Origin of the sequence: Stenotrophomonas terrae (assembly GCF_039674165.1) — a bacterium.
GTDB classification, from domain to species: Bacteria; Pseudomonadota; Gammaproteobacteria; order Xanthomonadales; family Xanthomonadaceae; genus Stenotrophomonas; species Stenotrophomonas terrae_A.
Genome location: NZ_JBDJMY010000017.1, coordinates 46590 through 61606 on the forward strand (window position 1 = coordinate 46590; position 15017 = coordinate 61606).

Sequence of the window (15017 nt, forward strand, 5' to 3'; positions counted from 1 at the left end):
GGTGCTGGTAAGGCCTCAGCCGAGCATGGCTCGGCACTACGGTTTGAAGTCCTTGCTCAGCAGGCCATACATGGCGCTGTCGCAGATTTCGTCGTTTACGTTCCAGCGTTCGCGGAACAGGCCTTCCTGGATGAAACCCTGTCTTTCCACCAGACGACAGGAGGGGTGGTTGCGTGGGTCGATGTCGGCTTCGATGCGGCGCAGCCCCAGCTGGTTGAACGCGTAAGCCAGGATCAGCCGCAGGGCTTCGCTGGCCAGGCCGCGACCCTGCCAATCGGGATGCAGGCTGTAACCAATTTCCGCGCGGCCTTGGCTGAGGTCGATGGCGAACAACGCAGAAGTGCCGATCAGCAGATCGGTCCGGGCATCGGCGAGGGCCCAGATCAGGATGTCCAGCTCGCGGCGTTGGCGCTGGATATCGGCAATCTTCTGCTCAGCCTGCTGCACTTCGGTCCAGGCCGGGTAGCTCCAGTAGCGCATTACCTGCGGGTGGCTGTGGATGGCAAACAGCGCGGGGGCGTCGGTTGTGCGGACTTCGCGCAGGTGCAGGCGCAGGCTGGACAGCTCGGGTTGTGGCAGGCGTGGCGACATCCATTTCACCTTGGGTTTGCCCCGCTAGGCAGGGCGGGCGAGAATTGCGGTTTCCCCATACTCGCGGAGCTGATCCTGCCATGTCCATCGTTCGCATGACCGACCTCGACCTTTCCGGCAAGCGCGTACTGATCCGCCAGGATCTGAACGTGCCGATCGATGAGAGCGGCAAGATCACCTCCGAGCAGCGCATCACCGCGTCGCTGCCGACCCTGAAGCTGGCGCTGGAGGCAGGTGCTGCCGTGCTGGTGACCTCGCACCTGGGCCGCCCCAAGGAAGGTGTGTGGACCGAGGCTGATTCGCTGGCGCCGGTGGCCAAGCGCCTGTCCGAGCTGCTGGGCGTGGACGTGCCGCTGGTCAAGGACTGGGTGGACGGCGTGAACGTCGCCCCGGGCCAGATCGTGCTGCTGGAAAACTGCCGCATGAACGTGGGCGAGGGCAAGGACGACGAGGCGCTGTCGCAGAAGTACGCCGCGCTATGCGACGTGTTCGTGATGGATGCCTTCGGCACCGCGCACCGCGCCCAGGCCTCCACCCATGGCGTGATCCGCTTTGCCCCGGTCGCGGCCGGTGGCCCGTTGCTGATGGCTGAGCTGGACGCGCTGGACAAGGCGCTGGCCAACCCGGCCCGGCCGTTGCTGGCCATTGTGGCCGGCTCCAAGGTCTCCACCAAACTGGAGCTGCTGTCCAGCCTGGTCAGCAAGGTGGACCAGTTGATCGTTGGTGGCGGCATCGCCAATACCTTCATCGCTGCCGAAGGCCATGGCGTGGGCAAGTCGCTGGTCGAGAACGACCTGCTCGATACCGCCCGCAAGATTGATGCCGATGCCAAGGCACGTGGCGCTGAAATTCCGCTGCCGACCGATGTCGTCGTGGCGTCGGCCTTTGCTGCCGATGCGCCGGCCACGGTCAAGGCGGTGGACGCGGTTACTGCGGACGACATGATCCTCGACATCGGCCCGCAGACCGCTGCGCAGTACGCCGAACTGATTGCCAAGGCCGGCACCGTGGTCTGGAACGGCCCGGTTGGCGTGTTCGAGTTCGATGCCTTCGGCAAGGGCACCGAAGCAATGGCCAAGGCCATCGCCAGCTCCAATGCGTTCTCGATTGCGGGCGGTGGCGACACCCTGGCCGCGGTCGACAAGTACGGCATCGCCAAGCAGGTGAGCTATATCTCCACCGGCGGCGGCGCGTTCCTGGAGTTCCTGGAAGGCAAGACCTTGCCGGCGGTGGCAGCCCTGGAGGCGCGCGGCAAGTGAGAACGCCCTCACGAACCTGTTGCGCTCGATCTGTGCCCCGCGTGCGGTGCTCGCAATGCTCACGTATTCAACATACGTTGCGCTTGCTCCGCTCCACCACGGGGCACAGCTCATCGCTCACGACGGATCGTGAGGACGTTCCATGAGCCGCGATGTCTTCTTCTTCGATCTCGACGGCACGCTGATTGATTCGGCCGTCGGCATCACTCGCTGCGTGGCTTATGCACTGGAACAGATGGATCATCCGGTGCCGGGCGATGCCGAGCTGCGCAAGTGGATCGGCCCGGCGCTGCGTACCAGCTTCCAGCCTTTGTTTGGTGACGCCCTGCGCGTGGAGCGTGCGGTGGAGTTGTACCGCGAGCGCTTCGATGTGCACGGTTGGAAGGAGCACGCCATCTACGCCGGTATCGGCGATGTCGTGCAGGGTCTGCGTGCGGCTGGTCATCGGCTGGCCGTGGTCACTGCCAAGAACGAGCCGCATGCGCGGCGCATCGTCGAGCACCTGCCGTTTGGTGGCTGCTTCGAAGACATCATCGGCGCAACCGAAGATGGTTCGCGTAGCCACAAGCCGGAGCTGATCGCCGAGGCCTTGCAGCGTTTGTCGCTGCAGCCCTCGCAGTGCTGGATGATCGGCGACCGCCGCATGGACATCGAAGGTGCGCGCCACCACTGCATGCGCAATGTTGGCGTGCTGTGGGGTTTTGGTGGCCGCGAAGAGTTGCAGGCCGCCGGGGCCGGTGCATTGGCGGCTACGCCGGAAGAGTTGGCGGCGGTGTTGCGGGGTTGATTGATGGCTTTGGGTTTGTGTTGCCCCGACGTCCGGAACCTTGATCCAACCAAGCCGAAAAAGTGACGCGACATTCCCGCGCACGCGGGAATGACGGTCTTAGAGCATCGGCGAAATCCACCGGCATGCGCTGCCCGCTGGCACCACTTGTCACCCGATGTCCTCGGCATGTCTCCATTGCCAGCTTTCTTGCTGCGAAGCAGCAAAAGTTTTCCCTGGGCCAACACGCAACAGCAACTTTCGCGTGCTGAACTGTCTGCCTTGCTGATGGACCCGCGCAAAGCAACCGCAGGTCCCGCGTTGTCATACCGTACGGTATGTCCAGACGGCCTGTCTGGCCTGTCTTTGGGACAGTGCAGAAAGTGTCGTATGAAATCGTATGCGACATCGTTGTCATGCAATGGATGTGCTACTTTCGGCGGTCTATCAGGGAGACCACGCACAATGATTGAACGTCAGCGCCGCACCAAGATCCTCGCCACCCTCGGGCCGGCAACTGACGCGCCGGGCGTGCTGGACGATCTGTTCCGCGCAGGCGTCAACGTTGTGCGTTTGAACTTCTCCCACGGCGATCCGTCCGGTCAGGCCAAGCGTGCTGCCGACGTGCGCGCCGCTGCGCAGCGCGTTGGCGTGGAAGTCGGCATCCTCGCCGATCTGCCCGGCCCGAAGATCCGCATCGAGCGTTTTGCCGAAGGCAAGATCAAGCTCAAGGCCGGCGACCGTTTCGACCTGATCGCCAGCACCTCCGCTCCGGCCGGTGACACCAACCAGGTGGGCGTGAGCTACCTCGGCCTGCCGCAGGACGTGGCGCCGGGCGATGTGCTGCTGCTCGACGACGGCCTGATGCAGCTGCAGGTGGTGGAAGTGCAGGGCGAGCGCATCATCAACACCGTGCTCAACGACGGCGTGTTGTCCGACCGCAAGGGCTTGAACAAGCAGGGCGGCGGTCTGTCGCTGGGCGCGTTGACCGAGCGCGACAAAGAACTGATCGGCATCGTTGCCAAGATCGGCGTCGACTTCATCGCCGTCTCGTTCTGCCGCAATGCGCAGGACATGAACGACGCGCGTGAAATCGCCGAATCGCACGGTTGCTACGCCGCGCTGGTGTCCAAGATCGAGCGCACCGAGGCCATCGAAAATCTGGAAGAGATCGTCGACGCCAGCGATGTGGTGATGGTGGCGCGTGGTGACCTGGGCGTGGAAATCGGCGACGCCGAACTGCCGGGTCTGCAGAAGAAAATCATCAAGGCCTCGCTGGCGCAGAACAAAGTGGTGATCACCGCCACGCAGATGCTGCAGTCCATGGTCGAAAGCCCGATCCCGACCCGCGCCGAAGTGCTGGACGTGGCCAACTCGGTCATCGACGGTACCGATGCGGTGATGCTGTCGGCGGAAACCGCTGCCGGCATGTATCCGGTCAAGGCGGTGGAGGCGATGGCCCGCATCTGCCTGGGTGCCGAGCGTCAGTTCCAGACCGAGACCGATTTCAACGCCTCGCCGCGTAATCTGGAGCGTGCTGACCAGGCTATCGCCATGGCCACCATGTTCCTGGCCCAGCACGTGGGCGTGCGCGCGATCGTGGCGATGACCGAATCCGGTGGTACCGCGCGTTACCTGTCGCGCTTCCGTGCCAAGTCGCCGATCTACGCGGTCACCCGCCATGACGGCGCGCGCCGGCAGATGGCGCTGATGCGCGATGTGTTCCCGATCAACTTCGACAGCCGTGGCTTCACTCCGCGTGAAGCGGCGCGCGGCAGCATCCGCCTGCTGGTCGAGTCCAATCTGCTGGAAGCCGGTGATCGCGTGGTGTTCACCAGCGGTGAGCACATGGAAACCCATGGCGCCACCAATACCCTGCGTCTGCTGGAAGTAGGTAACGACGGCCGCGCCAGCGGTCTGGGCGACCTGTAAGCAACGCCAGCGGCAAGCCACCGCTCCGGTCATGAACTGAACGGAGCGGACAGGCTTTGTCCTGACATGACAGCCTGAAACCGGTTCCAGACCTTGCGGGCAGCCAGCCGGTGAGCGTGCCGGGCTATAATCCGGGTTTTCCCGCACGCTGTCACAGGAACCTCATGAGCATCGAACTGCTGGCTGAAACCGCCCAGGCCATGGTCGCCCCGGGTAAGGGCATCATCGCCATTGACGAATCCACCGGTACGATCGCCAAGCGCTTCGCAAGCGTCGGCATCGAGAACACGGAAGAAAACCGTCGTGCCTACCGCGAACTGCTGCTGACCACGCCCAAGCTCAACGAGCACATCTCCGGCGCGATCCTGTACGACGAAACCATCCGCCAGTCGACCAAGGACGGCGTGCCGTTCGCCAAGTACATGGCCGACAACGGCATGATCCCGGGCATCAAGGTCGACAAGGGTGCGCACCCGCTGGCCGGCTGCCCCGGTGAGCTGGTGACCGAAGGCCTGGACGGCCTGCGCGAGCGCCTGCAGGAGTACTACAAGCTGGGCGCGCGTTTCGCCAAGTGGCGTGCGGTGATCAACATCGGCGAGAACATGCCGTCGGGTACCTGCATCGAGTCCAACGCCCATGCGCTGGCCCGCTATGCCGCGCTGTGCCAGGAATGCGGCCTGGTGCCGATGGTCGAGCCGGAAGTGATCATGGACGGCGACCACGACATCGAGACCTGCTACGAAGTCACCGAAGCCACCCTGCGTTCGCTGTTCGATGCGCTGTACCAGCAGAACGTGGTGCTGGAAGGCACCATTCTGAAGGCCTCGATGGTCATCCCGGGCAAGACCTGCGACGAGCAGGTGGATGTCGAAGAAGTGGCCGAGTCCACCGTGATGTGCCTGAAGTCGACCGTTCCGGCCATCATGCCGGGCGTGGTGTTCCTGTCCGGTGGCCAGAGCGATGAGCAGTCCACCGCGCACCTCAACGCCATGAACCAGATGGGCAACCTGCCGTGGCCGCTGAGCTTCTCCTACGGCCGCGCCATGCAGCAGGCCGCACTGAAGCTGTGGGCCAAGGACATGAAGGGCAACTACGCCGCCGCACAGAAGACCGTGTTCGAGCGTGCCAAGGAAAACGGCCAGGCTGCACAGGGCAAGTGGGAAGGCTGATAAGCCACCCCGCGTGAGTTGAACAGAACGCCGGCCAACAGCCGGCGTTTTGTTTTTTGATTTTGTTTTTTTTTGGGAGCGGCGTAAGCCGCGAAGCTGGTGGTAAACAAACCGCCAGCATGGCTGCAACTGCACAGCTGCTGGCGGCTGCTGCATTGCCAGCTTCGCGGCTGATGCCGCTCCCACAACAACCAACCCCGGCACTCGCCCCTACAATCGGCCTTTGTGTCTGGAGGTGAACGCATGCATCGCAGGATCACGCTGGGGCTGTTTGCATCGACGATGGCGGTGTCCGCTCTCGCTGCCGAACCACGCGGCTTTGATGTGCAGCACTACGCAACCACGCTTGATCTGGATATCGCAGCCACTCAGCTGCGCGGCGAAACCCTGGTGCGCTTCAATGCAACCGCGCCGCTGAGCCAGCTGGTTCTGGACAGCGGTGAGCTGGTCATTGACTCGGCCACGCACGCGGGTGAGGCGCTGCGCTTTCAACAGGCCGATGGAAAACTGACCGTCAACCTCGCGCAGCCTTTGGCCGCAGGTGAGCAGGCCAGCGTGCAGCTGCGCTACCACGGCAAGCCGCGTTTTGGCCTGGAGTTCGCCCCGGCGCGCAACGAGGCGTACACCGTCTTTTCCACCGAGCAGTGGATGCCATCGATCAATGCGCCGGACGAGCGCGCCACCTTGCTGCTGGCGCTGCGCCTGCCCAAGGGGCTGCGGACAGCGGCCGTCGGTGATGCATTGCCGTCACGACAGTTGCCCGACGGTCGTATCGAACACCGCTGGCAGCTGCGCGCCCCGATGCCCGGCTATGTCTATGGCTTCGCAGCGGCACCTTACCGTCATGTGCAGCAGGCGCATGGTGCCGGCAGGCTGCATTACTACGCACTTGATCGCTCCGAGGCGGAGCTGAGCCAGCTGTTTGCTGCCACCGGCGAGATGCTCGACTTCTTCGCCGAGCGGGCGGGGCTGGCCTATCAAGGTGACTATCGCCAGGCGTTGGTGGAACGCACCATCGGCCAGGAGATGGCGGGGCTGTCCTTGATGTCGGAGGCTTACGGAAAACAGGTGCTTGCCGATGCCAGCCAGACCGGGTTGATCGCGCACGAGGCTGCACACCAATGGTGGGGTAACCGCGTTACCTGCGCCGGTTGGGAACACTTCTGGCTGAATGAAGGCTTCGCCAATTTCATGACCGCTGCATGGCTGCAGCACAGCCAGGGCGAGGTGGCGTATCAGGCGATGGTGCAGGGCTGGGAACAGCGGGTGCTGGCACTGCGCGCAAAGGGTGCTGATAGAGCGTTGGTGTATCCAAACTGGGACAAGCCTACGTCCGATGATCGCGCGGTGGTCTACCGGAAGGGCGCCTATGTGCTGCACCGCTTGCGCTTGGAGCTTGGCGAGGAGGTGTTCTGGCGCGGGTTGCGTGCGTACACGCAGGCAAATGACGGGAAGTCGGTGGTGACGGCGGACTTCCAGACGGCGATGGAAGCGGCGGCTGGGCGCTCGCTGCAGGGGTTCTTTGATGCCTGGGTTTATGGCGTGGGTGGTGAGGTGGGGTGATTGATTTGCTGCGAAATGCTACCCCTCCCCAACCCTCCCCTTCGCTGCGCGAAAGGGAGGGGGCTGTTGGTGCGGGTCGGCGGGAGGCAAGCGCTTCCACCCCCTCCCTTTGCCGTAGGCAAGGGGAGGGTTGGGGAGGGGGAGGTTTTGATTCTGCTTTTGCTTGGCCTTAGACCCGCCAAGCCCCTCACTCTCAATGCGCAGCCGCAAACCCGCCCGCAAACGACGCCAGCACAGACCCCGCCTGCTCCTGCGCCGGTCCAGCGCTGGCCAAGGCCTGCTGATAGATCTTGAACGCCGCAGCGTTGTAAGCCACCAGCACAATCCGCGAAGGCCGCGCATGGCTCTTCTGCCAGGTCATGGTCTCGGTGGCGGCAATCACCGCCGCCTGATGCAGCGGGTAGCCGTACACGCCGCAACTGATCGCCGGGAAGGCAATTGATTCCAGGCCCATCTGCTCGGCCAGGCGCAGCGACTGCCAATAGCAGTTGGCCAGGAGCGCGGCTTCATCGTGGCGGCCATCGCGCCAGACCGGGCCAACGGTGTGGAAGACATGCCGGGCCGGCAGATCATGCCCGCCGGTGGCACGCACTTCGCCAGTGGGGCAGCGTACGCCGGGACGCAGCTCCGGTAGCTGCTCGCATTCGCGCAATAGGCCGGGGCCCGCTGCGCGGTGGATGGCGCCGTCCACACCGCCGCCGCCGAGCAGGGTTTCATTGGCTGCGTTGACGATGACGTCAACAGCCAGTTCGGTGATGTCGCCCTGCCAAACTTCAATGTTCATGGACGTGATCTTCCGTTGCGATAGATGAGAAAAATGTGACGGCTACCGCCGCGCCGGGCACAACTGCAGTCTGCGCTCATGCCGTCTCACCTGGCGCGATTCACTGCCGCAGAAAAGCACAAAGGCCGCATGGGCGGCCTTCGCGTAGCTGACGGGTTAAGTAACGAAGGTTACGGAAGACCGGCCAACCAGTCGTCGTCGGAGCCATCGTTGACGTCGGCGAACAGCGGCGTGGAGAAGTAGCGCTCGCCGGTGTCGGGCAGCATCGCCAGGATCACCGAACCCGCCTCGGCGTTGGCGGCCACATCCAGCGCGCTGGCGACGGTGGCGCCAGAGGAGATGCCGACGAAGATGCCTTCCTCGGCAGCCAGGCGGCGCGAGGTTTCAATCGCTCGTTCGTCCTGGATCGACAGCAGCTGGTCGTAGACGTTGCGGTTGAGCACTTCCGGAATGAAGTCCGGGGTCCAGCCCTGGATCTTGTGCGGGGCGAAATCCTTGCCGGCCAGCAGCGCGGCGCCGGCTGGCTCGGTGGCGATGATGCGGGTTTCCGGGCGGGCCAGCTTCAGCACTTCGCCGACGCCGGTCAGCGTGCCCCCCGTACCCCAACCGCTGACAAAGTAGTCAAGGCGCTTGCCGGCGAAGTCGCGCAGGATCTCGGCGGCGGTGGTCTGGCGGTGATAGGCCGGGTTGGCCGGGTTGGCGAACTGGCTGGCAAGGAACCAGCCGTGCTGCTGGGCCAGTTCCTTGGCCTTGCGCACCATGCCGGTGCCGCGCTCGGCGGCCGGGGTCAGGATCACTTTGGCGCCGTAGGCACGCATCAGCTTGCGGCGCTCGATGGAGAAGGTTTCCACCATGGTCGCGACGAACTTGTAGCCACGCGCGGCGGCCACCATCGCCAGGGCCACGCCGGTGTTGCCGGAGGTGGCTTCCACGATGGTATCGCCGGGCTTGAGCAGGCCCTTTTTCTCGGCGTCCAGGATGATGGCCAGGGCCAGCCGATCCTTGACCGAGCCGGCCGGGTTGAAGGACTCGACCTTGACGTAAATGTCCACGCCGGCCGGTGCCAGACGGTTGAGCTTGACCACCGGGGTATTGCCGATGGTGTCCAGGATGCTGTTGTACAGGGCCATTGAAATCTCCGGGAAGGTGGTCAGGCGGCGTCGGCCAGTGTGGGCGGTGCCGTCTTTGCGGAAAGTGAGGAAACAGTAGGCGTTGCGTGCAGCGGCGCGGCGCCGAACCAGTGCAGTTCGTCGGCCAGTGCCGCCACGTCGCCGAGGATCAGCAGCGCCGGCGACTGCACCTGGTGCTGTGTGGCGGCATCGGGCAGTTGCCGCAGTTGCCCGCTGACAACGCGCTGGTTGGCGCGCGAACCGTTTTCGATCAGTGCGAAGGGCGTGCTGGCGGCCAGCCCGGCGCCAAGCAGGTGGCCGCGTATCTGCGCCAGCGCGGCCACCCCCATGTAAAACACCAGGGTTTGCCGCGGCTGTGCCAGCGCCGGCCAATCCAGCGTGTCCAATGAATCCCTGCAGTGCGCAGTGACCAGGCGCAGCTGCTGGGCGTGATCGCGGTGGGTCAGCGGAATGCCGGCGTAGGCAGCGCAGGCCAGCGCTGCGGTGATGCCGGGCACCACTTCAAAAGCGATGCTGTGGGCGCGCAGGAACTGCAGTTCCTCGCCGCCGCGGCCGAATACGAAGGCATCGCCGCCCTTGAGCCGCACCACGCGCTTGCCCGCGCGTGCGTGTTCAAGCATCAGCGCATGGATATGTTCCTGCGCGGTGCTGTGGCCCTGCGCGGACTTGCCGACTTCGATGAAGTCCGCATCGCGGCGCGCAAGCTGCAATACCTCGGCGCTGACCAGGCGGTCATGCAGGATCACGTCGGCCTGGTTGAGTGCGCGCAAGGCGTTGAGCGTGAGCAGGCCCGGGTCGCCGGAGCCGGCACCCACCAACACCACTGAACCGGCGTGCGTCGGTGCTTCGGCTGCCATGTCCAGCAGCAGCTGGGTTTCGGCTGCGATCGATTGGCGCGCGCGCAGCAGGCCGAGCAGCGGGCCTTCGATCAGGCGGTCGAAGAAACGGCGGCGTGCCGCCAGGTCGGGGAAACGCTCGCGTATCAGCCCGCGCTTGCGGCTGACCAGCTGCGCCAGTTGGCCCCAGGCCTGGTCGAACAGTTCTTCAATCTGTCGGCGCACATGGCGGGCCACCATCGGCGCACCGCCGCCACTGGAAATGGCGATCTGCAGCGGGCCACGTTCAACCACCGCCGGCACATGGAAGCCGGACAGCGCCGCATCATCCACAACGTTGACGAACAGGCGCCTTGCCTCGGCGGCCTCGGCAACACTGCGGTTGATGGCGTTGTCGTCGGTGGCGGCGATCACCAGCCAGACTGCCTGGTCCAGCCACGCCGGATCGAACTGGCCGTTGAGCCATTGGATATGGCCGGCCTCGGCCAGCTGCTGCAGGCCAGGGCTCAAGGCGGGCGCGCCAACCCGGGGCACGGCACCGGCACGCAGCAGCGCCTCGGTTTTGCGTTCGGCCACCGCGCCCCCACCGACGACCAGCACGGCCCGACCTTTGAGGTCGGCAAACAGGGGGAACAAGGGGCTGTCCAAGGCGATGGCGGAGGCTGTCGGAGTAAGGACGATGACCGTAGCGCCGGGCCTGCGGGCCCGGAAATGAAAAGCGGCCCATGTCAGATAACTTTAGGTTATAAGTAACGGGAGCGTTTTGGCCTACATTCTTCACAGTTCCTTACTGAAGATCTCTGCTTACCACTGCGATGACACTTACCCAACTGCGTTACCTCGTTGCTATTGCCGATGCCGAGCTGAACATCACGCTCGCCGCGACACGGGTGCATGCCACCCAGCCGGGGTTGTCGAAACAGCTCAAACAGCTTGAAGACGAGTTGGGTTTTCTGTTGTTCGTGCGAAAAGGGCGCAGCCTGGAATCGGTGACGCCGGCAGGTGAGGAAGTCATCAGCCGCGCGCGTTCGGTATTGGCCGAGGCCAACAACATCCGCACCTACGCAGCCAACCAGCGCCGCGAAAGTCATGGCCAGTTGATCCTGACCACCACCCACACGCAGGCGCGCTTCGTGCTGCCGCCCGCAGTGGCGCGGATCAAACTGGCCTATCCGCAGGTCAGCGTGCATCTGCAACAAGCCGCTGAAAGTGATGCGCTGGATCTGTTGAGCCAGGGTGATGCGGACATCGCCATCATCAGTACCGCCGGTGGCGAGCCCAGCACCGGTATTGCGGTGCCGCTGTACCGCTGGCGCCGGCTGGTGCTGGTGCCCAAGGGGCATCCGCTGGATCGCGCCAATGTGGCGCCGGACATGGCCGCATTGGCCAGCCATCCACTGATCAGTTACGAATCCTCCACCCGCACCAGTTCCTCGCTGCGGCGCGCGTTTGCCGCACTGGATCTGGAGCCGGACCTGACCTTGACCGCATTGGATGCGGACCTGATCAAGACCTATGTGCGCACGGGCCTGGGTGTTGGCCTGTTGGCGGAAATGGCGGTGAGCGCCAACGACACCGACCTGCGCGCCTGGCCGGCGCCGGCATCCATCCCCGAGTGCATTGCCTGGGCGGTGCTGCCGCGTGATCGCGTACTGCGTGATTACGCCCTGGAACTGGTACACGTGCTTGCCCCGCAGATCGACAAACGCGACCTGCGCCGGGTGCTGGACGGCAACCAGCAAGCCGATTGGCCAGTGCCGCCGACCTGGGAATCGTTGACGCAGACCATCACCGTATAGACGCGGCAGATCACTGGTAGAGCCGAGCCATGCTCGGCTGAAGCTTTACCCGTAGACGATGACAATTCTTGTGGGAGCGGCGTAAGCCGCGAAGCTGATGGTCCATCGGAGCGCACGAATTTTTGCAGCTTCATTGATGCCGGCTTCGCGGCTTATGCCGCTCCCACAATCCGTTGGTGCTGATGTGATGTCGGTACGACCCCTGCCGAGCATGGCTCGGCACTACAGGGTCTTGAGTTCGCGTCTATCTGATCGTTGCTGGAGCATGGCTGTGCTCCACGGGGCGTTGCTGATTAGTGCTGACTGATTTTGTAGGAGCGGCGTAAGCCGCGAAGCTGATGGTCCATCGGCGCACAGGAATTTTTGTAGTTTCATTGATGCCGGCTTCGCGGCTTATGCCGCTCCTACGACAGCCTTGGGTTGATGGATTGCGGGGAAAGCCTCTGCCGAGCATGGCTCGGCACTACCGCCTGCTTGGTGTGAATGGGGCGTGCGGCAAACGGTCGCAGTTTGTGTGGCGGTCTCATCGCATGCCATGCCGATAAAATGTACGGGTCATGCGTTCGCTTCGCTTCCAATCCTTCGTACTTCTGCTGGCTTTTGCTGCTGCCCTGTTGATGGCGGTGGCGCCGGTGGTCAGCCGCTGGCTGCAATCGCAGCAGCTGCCGATCCAGGGTATGGATCACGCGGTGCACGAAATCGCGATGCAGATGCCTGCGGATGAGCATTCGGGCCATCACGACATGCAACACATGGCGCACACCGGGCATGAGGCAGTAGCGGCAGGCGAGAAGCCAGCGCCCACACCAGCCGATCCGCACGCCGCCCATGGCGAAGCCTGCGACTACTGCACCATGGCTTCGCGCCTGCTGCCGTGGCTGGCGGTGATCCTGATACTGGCCCCGTTGCTGTATCGGCTGGCGCCACAATCTCCCCACAAAACGCTTCGCCTCGCCAGCCTGCGCTGGCCGGCGCATCCGCCGCGCGGGCCGCCGGCTCTCTCCAGATAACGCCACCTTTCCTGTTTGCCGCGCGCAGCCCTCGGGCAGCGCGTGGTCGTGTCGTATTGGAGAACTGCATGAAATCCCTTTCCCGTATGCCGGGTGCACCGGCATGCCTGTCTGTCTGTGTCTGTATCGCCTTGTTTCCGCAGCTGGCGCATGCCGCCGAGCGTGATCTGACCAGAACCCTGGATACCCTCGTAGTCACCGCCGCAGCGCCGTCCTCGCCGCTGCAATGGGTGACCGATCCGCGCCTGCCGCGACAACCGGTGCCGGCCAGTGATGGCGCCGATTACCTGAAGACCGTGCCCGGCTTCTCGGCCATCCGCAACGGCGGCACCAATGGTGATCCGGTGCTGCGCGGCCTGTCCGGCTCACGGCTGAACATTCTCAGCAATGACGGCAATCTGATCGGTGCCTGCCCGTCGCGGATGGACAATCCGCTGTCCTATATCGCACCGGAAACCTATGACCGTTTGACCGTCATCAAGGGCCCGCAGAGCGTGCGTTGGGGGCCGGGCGCGTCTGCCGGTACGGTACGTTTCGAGCGCGAGACACCGCGTTTCGACAGCCCCGGCATGGAGCTGAAAGCCAGCGCACTGGGCGGCTCCAACAACCGCAACGACCAGATGCTGGACGCCAGCTTTGGCAGCACGCCGGGCTATGTGCGGGTCAACGGCAACCGCTCCGAGTCCGACGACTACCGCGATGGCAATGGCGATGTGGTGCCCTCGCGTTGGCGTAAGTGGAATACCGATGCCGCCATCGGCTGGACGCCGGACGCCGATACGGTGGTGGAGCTCAGCGCCGGCCGCGGCGACGCCATCGCCCGCTATGCCGGCCGTGGCATGGATGGTGCCGCGTTCAAGCGTGACAGTTACGGGCTGCGATTTGAACGCGACAACCTGCCCGGTGCGTGGGACAAGCTGCAGGCCAATCTGTATTACAACAACGCCGATCACCTGATGGACAACTACACGCTGCGCACGCCAAATCCGGCCAGCAGCATGCCGATGCCGATGGCGTCGAACGTGGAGCGGCGAACCACCGGCGGCCGCGTCAGCAGTGAGTGGCGTTGGCAGGATGTGGCCATCGTTGCCGGCGTGGATGCGCAGGACAGCCGCCACCGCAGCCGCAATGGCATGGGTCGCGGTACATGGCGGCAATCGCCCTGGAAGCGGGATGCCGACTTCAGCAGCCAGGGGCTTTTCAGCGAGCTGACCCTGGGGGAAGGCACCGCGCAGCGCTGGATCGGCGGCCTGCGTGTGGACAAGGCGCAGGCCAAGGACCGGCGCGCGACCACCGGCATGATGAACATGCCCAATCCCACCGCCGGGCAAAAACGCAAGGAGAATCTTGGCAGTGGCTTCCTGCGCTACGAGCGGGATCATGGCCAGGCGTGGACCTGGTATGTCGGTGTCGGTCACAGCGAACGCATGCCCGATTACTGGGAGCTGTTCTCAGCCAATGCGGGCCCGGCGGGCAGCGTCAACGCCTTCACCGGGGTGAAGCCGGAGAAAACCACCCAGCTCGATCTGGGCTTGCAGTTCCGCAGCGAAAAACTCGACGCCTGGGTATCGGCCTATGCCGGGCGGCTGCAGGACTACATCCTGTTCCAGTACCGCAGCGGCGGCATGATGGGCAGCAGCACCCAGGCGCGCAATGTGGATGCCCGCATTGCCGGTGCCGAAGCAGGTCTGGAATGGCGTCCGGCGCAGGCGTGGAAGCTTGGCAGCACCCTGGCTTATGCGTGGGGCGAGAACCGCAGCGAACACCGCCCGCTGCCGCAGATCCCGCCGTTGGAAGGGCGCTTCTCCGCGGCCTATGAGCAGGCCCGCTGGTCTGCCGGCGCTTTGCTGCGCGTGGCCAGCCGGCAGAGCCGGGTGGCGCAGGACGAAGGCAATGTGGTGGCGCGTGATCTGGGCCCGAGTGCGGGCTTTGCCACCTTGTCACTCAATGGCGCGTATCGGATCAATGATGGGCTGCGTGCCAGCGTGGGCGTGGACAATCTGTTTGATCGCGCCTATGCCGAACATCTGAATCTGGCCGGCAGTGCGGATTTTGGTTTTCCTGCCGATCCGGTGCGTATCAACGAGCCGGGGCGCTCGTTCTGGTTGAAGCTGGATTACCGGTACTGAGACAACGACGCCCGCCTCGGTGAGGCGGGCGTCGAGATTGCCGCAGTGC

Annotated in this window: 12 protein-coding genes; 8 read left to right on the forward strand and 4 right to left on the reverse strand. The window is 64.3% G+C overall.

Going from position 1 to position 15017, the window contains the following annotated elements; translation table 11 throughout:
- Positions 1–36: 36 nt before the first annotated feature.
- Positions 37–591: a GNAT family N-acetyltransferase gene (locus ABE493_RS09910; RefSeq protein ID WP_346498763.1), complete on the reverse strand. Its 555-nt coding sequence runs from the start codon at positions 589–591 to the stop codon at positions 37–39.
- 80 nt (positions 592–671) lie between these two features.
- Between ABE493_RS09910 and ABE493_RS09915 the strand changes: the two genes are divergently transcribed.
- The 5 genes from ABE493_RS09915 (at position 672) to ABE493_RS09935 (ending at position 7280) form a co-directional block, all read left to right on the forward strand.
- Complete coding sequence (locus ABE493_RS09915) at positions 672–1850, forward strand: phosphoglycerate kinase (RefSeq protein ID WP_346498764.1); 1179 nt, start codon at positions 672–674, stop codon at positions 1848–1850.
- A gap of 142 nt (positions 1851–1992) precedes the next feature.
- The gene (locus ABE493_RS09920; protein WP_346498765.1) at positions 1993–2637 is read left to right on the forward strand and encodes an HAD-IA family hydrolase; all 645 of its coding nucleotides are present in this window, start codon (positions 1993–1995) and stop codon (positions 2635–2637) included.
- Positions 2638–3081: 444 nt separating this feature from the next.
- Positions 3082–4548, forward strand: coding sequence for a pyruvate kinase (pyk, locus tag ABE493_RS09925; protein ID WP_057629715.1), 1467 nt, complete (start codon positions 3082–3084; stop codon positions 4546–4548).
- Positions 4549–4712: 164 nt separating this feature from the next.
- Positions 4713–5717, forward strand: coding sequence for a class I fructose-bisphosphate aldolase (locus ABE493_RS09930; protein WP_346498766.1), 1005 nt, complete (start codon positions 4713–4715; stop codon positions 5715–5717).
- Positions 5718–5960: 243 nt separating this feature from the next.
- Positions 5961–7280 (forward strand): M1 family metallopeptidase, encoded by a 1320-nt coding sequence (locus tag ABE493_RS09935; RefSeq protein ID WP_346498767.1) that lies wholly within the window; start codon positions 5961–5963, stop codon positions 7278–7280.
- Positions 7281–7473: 193 nt separating this feature from the next.
- Here ABE493_RS09935 and ABE493_RS09940 read toward each other — a convergent pair whose 3' ends face one another.
- The 3 genes from ABE493_RS09940 to cysG form a co-directional block, all read right to left on the reverse strand.
- Positions 7474–8064 carry an O-acetyl-ADP-ribose deacetylase gene (locus tag ABE493_RS09940; RefSeq protein WP_346498768.1) on the reverse strand — a complete coding sequence of 197 codons (591 nt, stop codon included), beginning with the start codon at positions 8062–8064 and terminating at the stop codon, positions 7474–7476.
- A gap of 170 nt (positions 8065–8234) precedes the next feature.
- Positions 8235–9194: a cysteine synthase A gene (gene cysK, locus ABE493_RS09945; RefSeq protein WP_346498769.1), complete on the reverse strand. Its 960-nt coding sequence runs from the start codon at positions 9192–9194 to the stop codon at positions 8235–8237.
- A 20-nt stretch (positions 9195–9214) separates the two neighbouring features.
- Positions 9215–10666, reverse strand: coding sequence for a siroheme synthase CysG (gene cysG, locus ABE493_RS09950; RefSeq protein ID WP_430980752.1), 1452 nt, complete (start codon positions 10664–10666; stop codon positions 9215–9217).
- A gap of 179 nt (positions 10667–10845) precedes the next feature.
- Between cysG and ABE493_RS09955 the strand changes: the two genes are divergently transcribed.
- From ABE493_RS09955 to ABE493_RS09965, 3 genes are all read left to right on the forward strand, one after another.
- Entirely contained in the window at positions 10846–11829 is a 984-nt protein-coding gene (locus ABE493_RS09955) for a LysR family transcriptional regulator (protein ID WP_346498771.1), read from the forward strand.
- Positions 11830–12386: 557 nt separating this feature from the next.
- On the forward strand, positions 12387–12839 hold the full coding sequence (locus tag ABE493_RS09960; RefSeq protein ID WP_346498772.1) for a DUF2946 family protein: 453 nt from the start codon (positions 12387–12389) through the stop codon (positions 12837–12839).
- Positions 12840–12907: 68 nt separating this feature from the next.
- Positions 12908–14968: a TonB-dependent copper receptor gene (locus ABE493_RS09965; protein ID WP_346498773.1), complete on the forward strand. Its 2061-nt coding sequence runs from the start codon at positions 12908–12910 to the stop codon at positions 14966–14968.
- The last annotated feature ends 49 nt before the right edge of the window (positions 14969–15017 follow it).

What these genes read in the sequence shown, in the direction of transcription:
- ABE493_RS09935 (WP_346498767.1), top strand. Translation starts at nt 5,961, where the DNA reads ATGCATCGCAGGATCACGCTGGGGCTGTTTGCATCGACGATGGCGGTG.
- ABE493_RS09960 (WP_346498772.1), top strand. Translation starts at nt 12,387, where the DNA reads ATGCGTTCGCTTCGCTTCCAATCCTTCGTACTTCTGCTGGCTTTTGCT.
- ABE493_RS09955 (WP_346498771.1), top strand. Translation starts at nt 10,846, where the DNA reads ATGACACTTACCCAACTGCGTTACCTCGTTGCTATTGCCGATGCCGAG.
- ABE493_RS09920 (WP_346498765.1), top strand. Translation starts at nt 1,993, where the DNA reads ATGAGCCGCGATGTCTTCTTCTTCGATCTCGACGGCACGCTGATTGAT.
- ABE493_RS09940 (WP_346498768.1), bottom strand. Translation starts at nt 8,064, where the DNA reads ATGAACATTGAAGTTTGGCAGGGCGACATCACCGAACTGGCTGTTGAC.
- pyk (WP_057629715.1), top strand. Translation starts at nt 3,082, where the DNA reads ATGATTGAACGTCAGCGCCGCACCAAGATCCTCGCCACCCTCGGGCCG.
- ABE493_RS09910 (WP_346498763.1), bottom strand. Translation starts at nt 591, where the DNA reads ATGTCGCCACGCCTGCCACAACCCGAGCTGTCCAGCCTGCGCCTGCAC.
- ABE493_RS09915 (WP_346498764.1), top strand. Translation starts at nt 672, where the DNA reads ATGTCCATCGTTCGCATGACCGACCTCGACCTTTCCGGCAAGCGCGTA.
- cysK (WP_346498769.1), bottom strand. Translation starts at nt 9,194, where the DNA reads ATGGCCCTGTACAACAGCATCCTGGACACCATCGGCAATACCCCGGTG.
- ABE493_RS09965 (WP_346498773.1), top strand. Translation starts at nt 12,908, where the DNA reads ATGAAATCCCTTTCCCGTATGCCGGGTGCACCGGCATGCCTGTCTGTC.
- ABE493_RS09930 (WP_346498766.1), top strand. Translation starts at nt 4,713, where the DNA reads ATGAGCATCGAACTGCTGGCTGAAACCGCCCAGGCCATGGTCGCCCCG.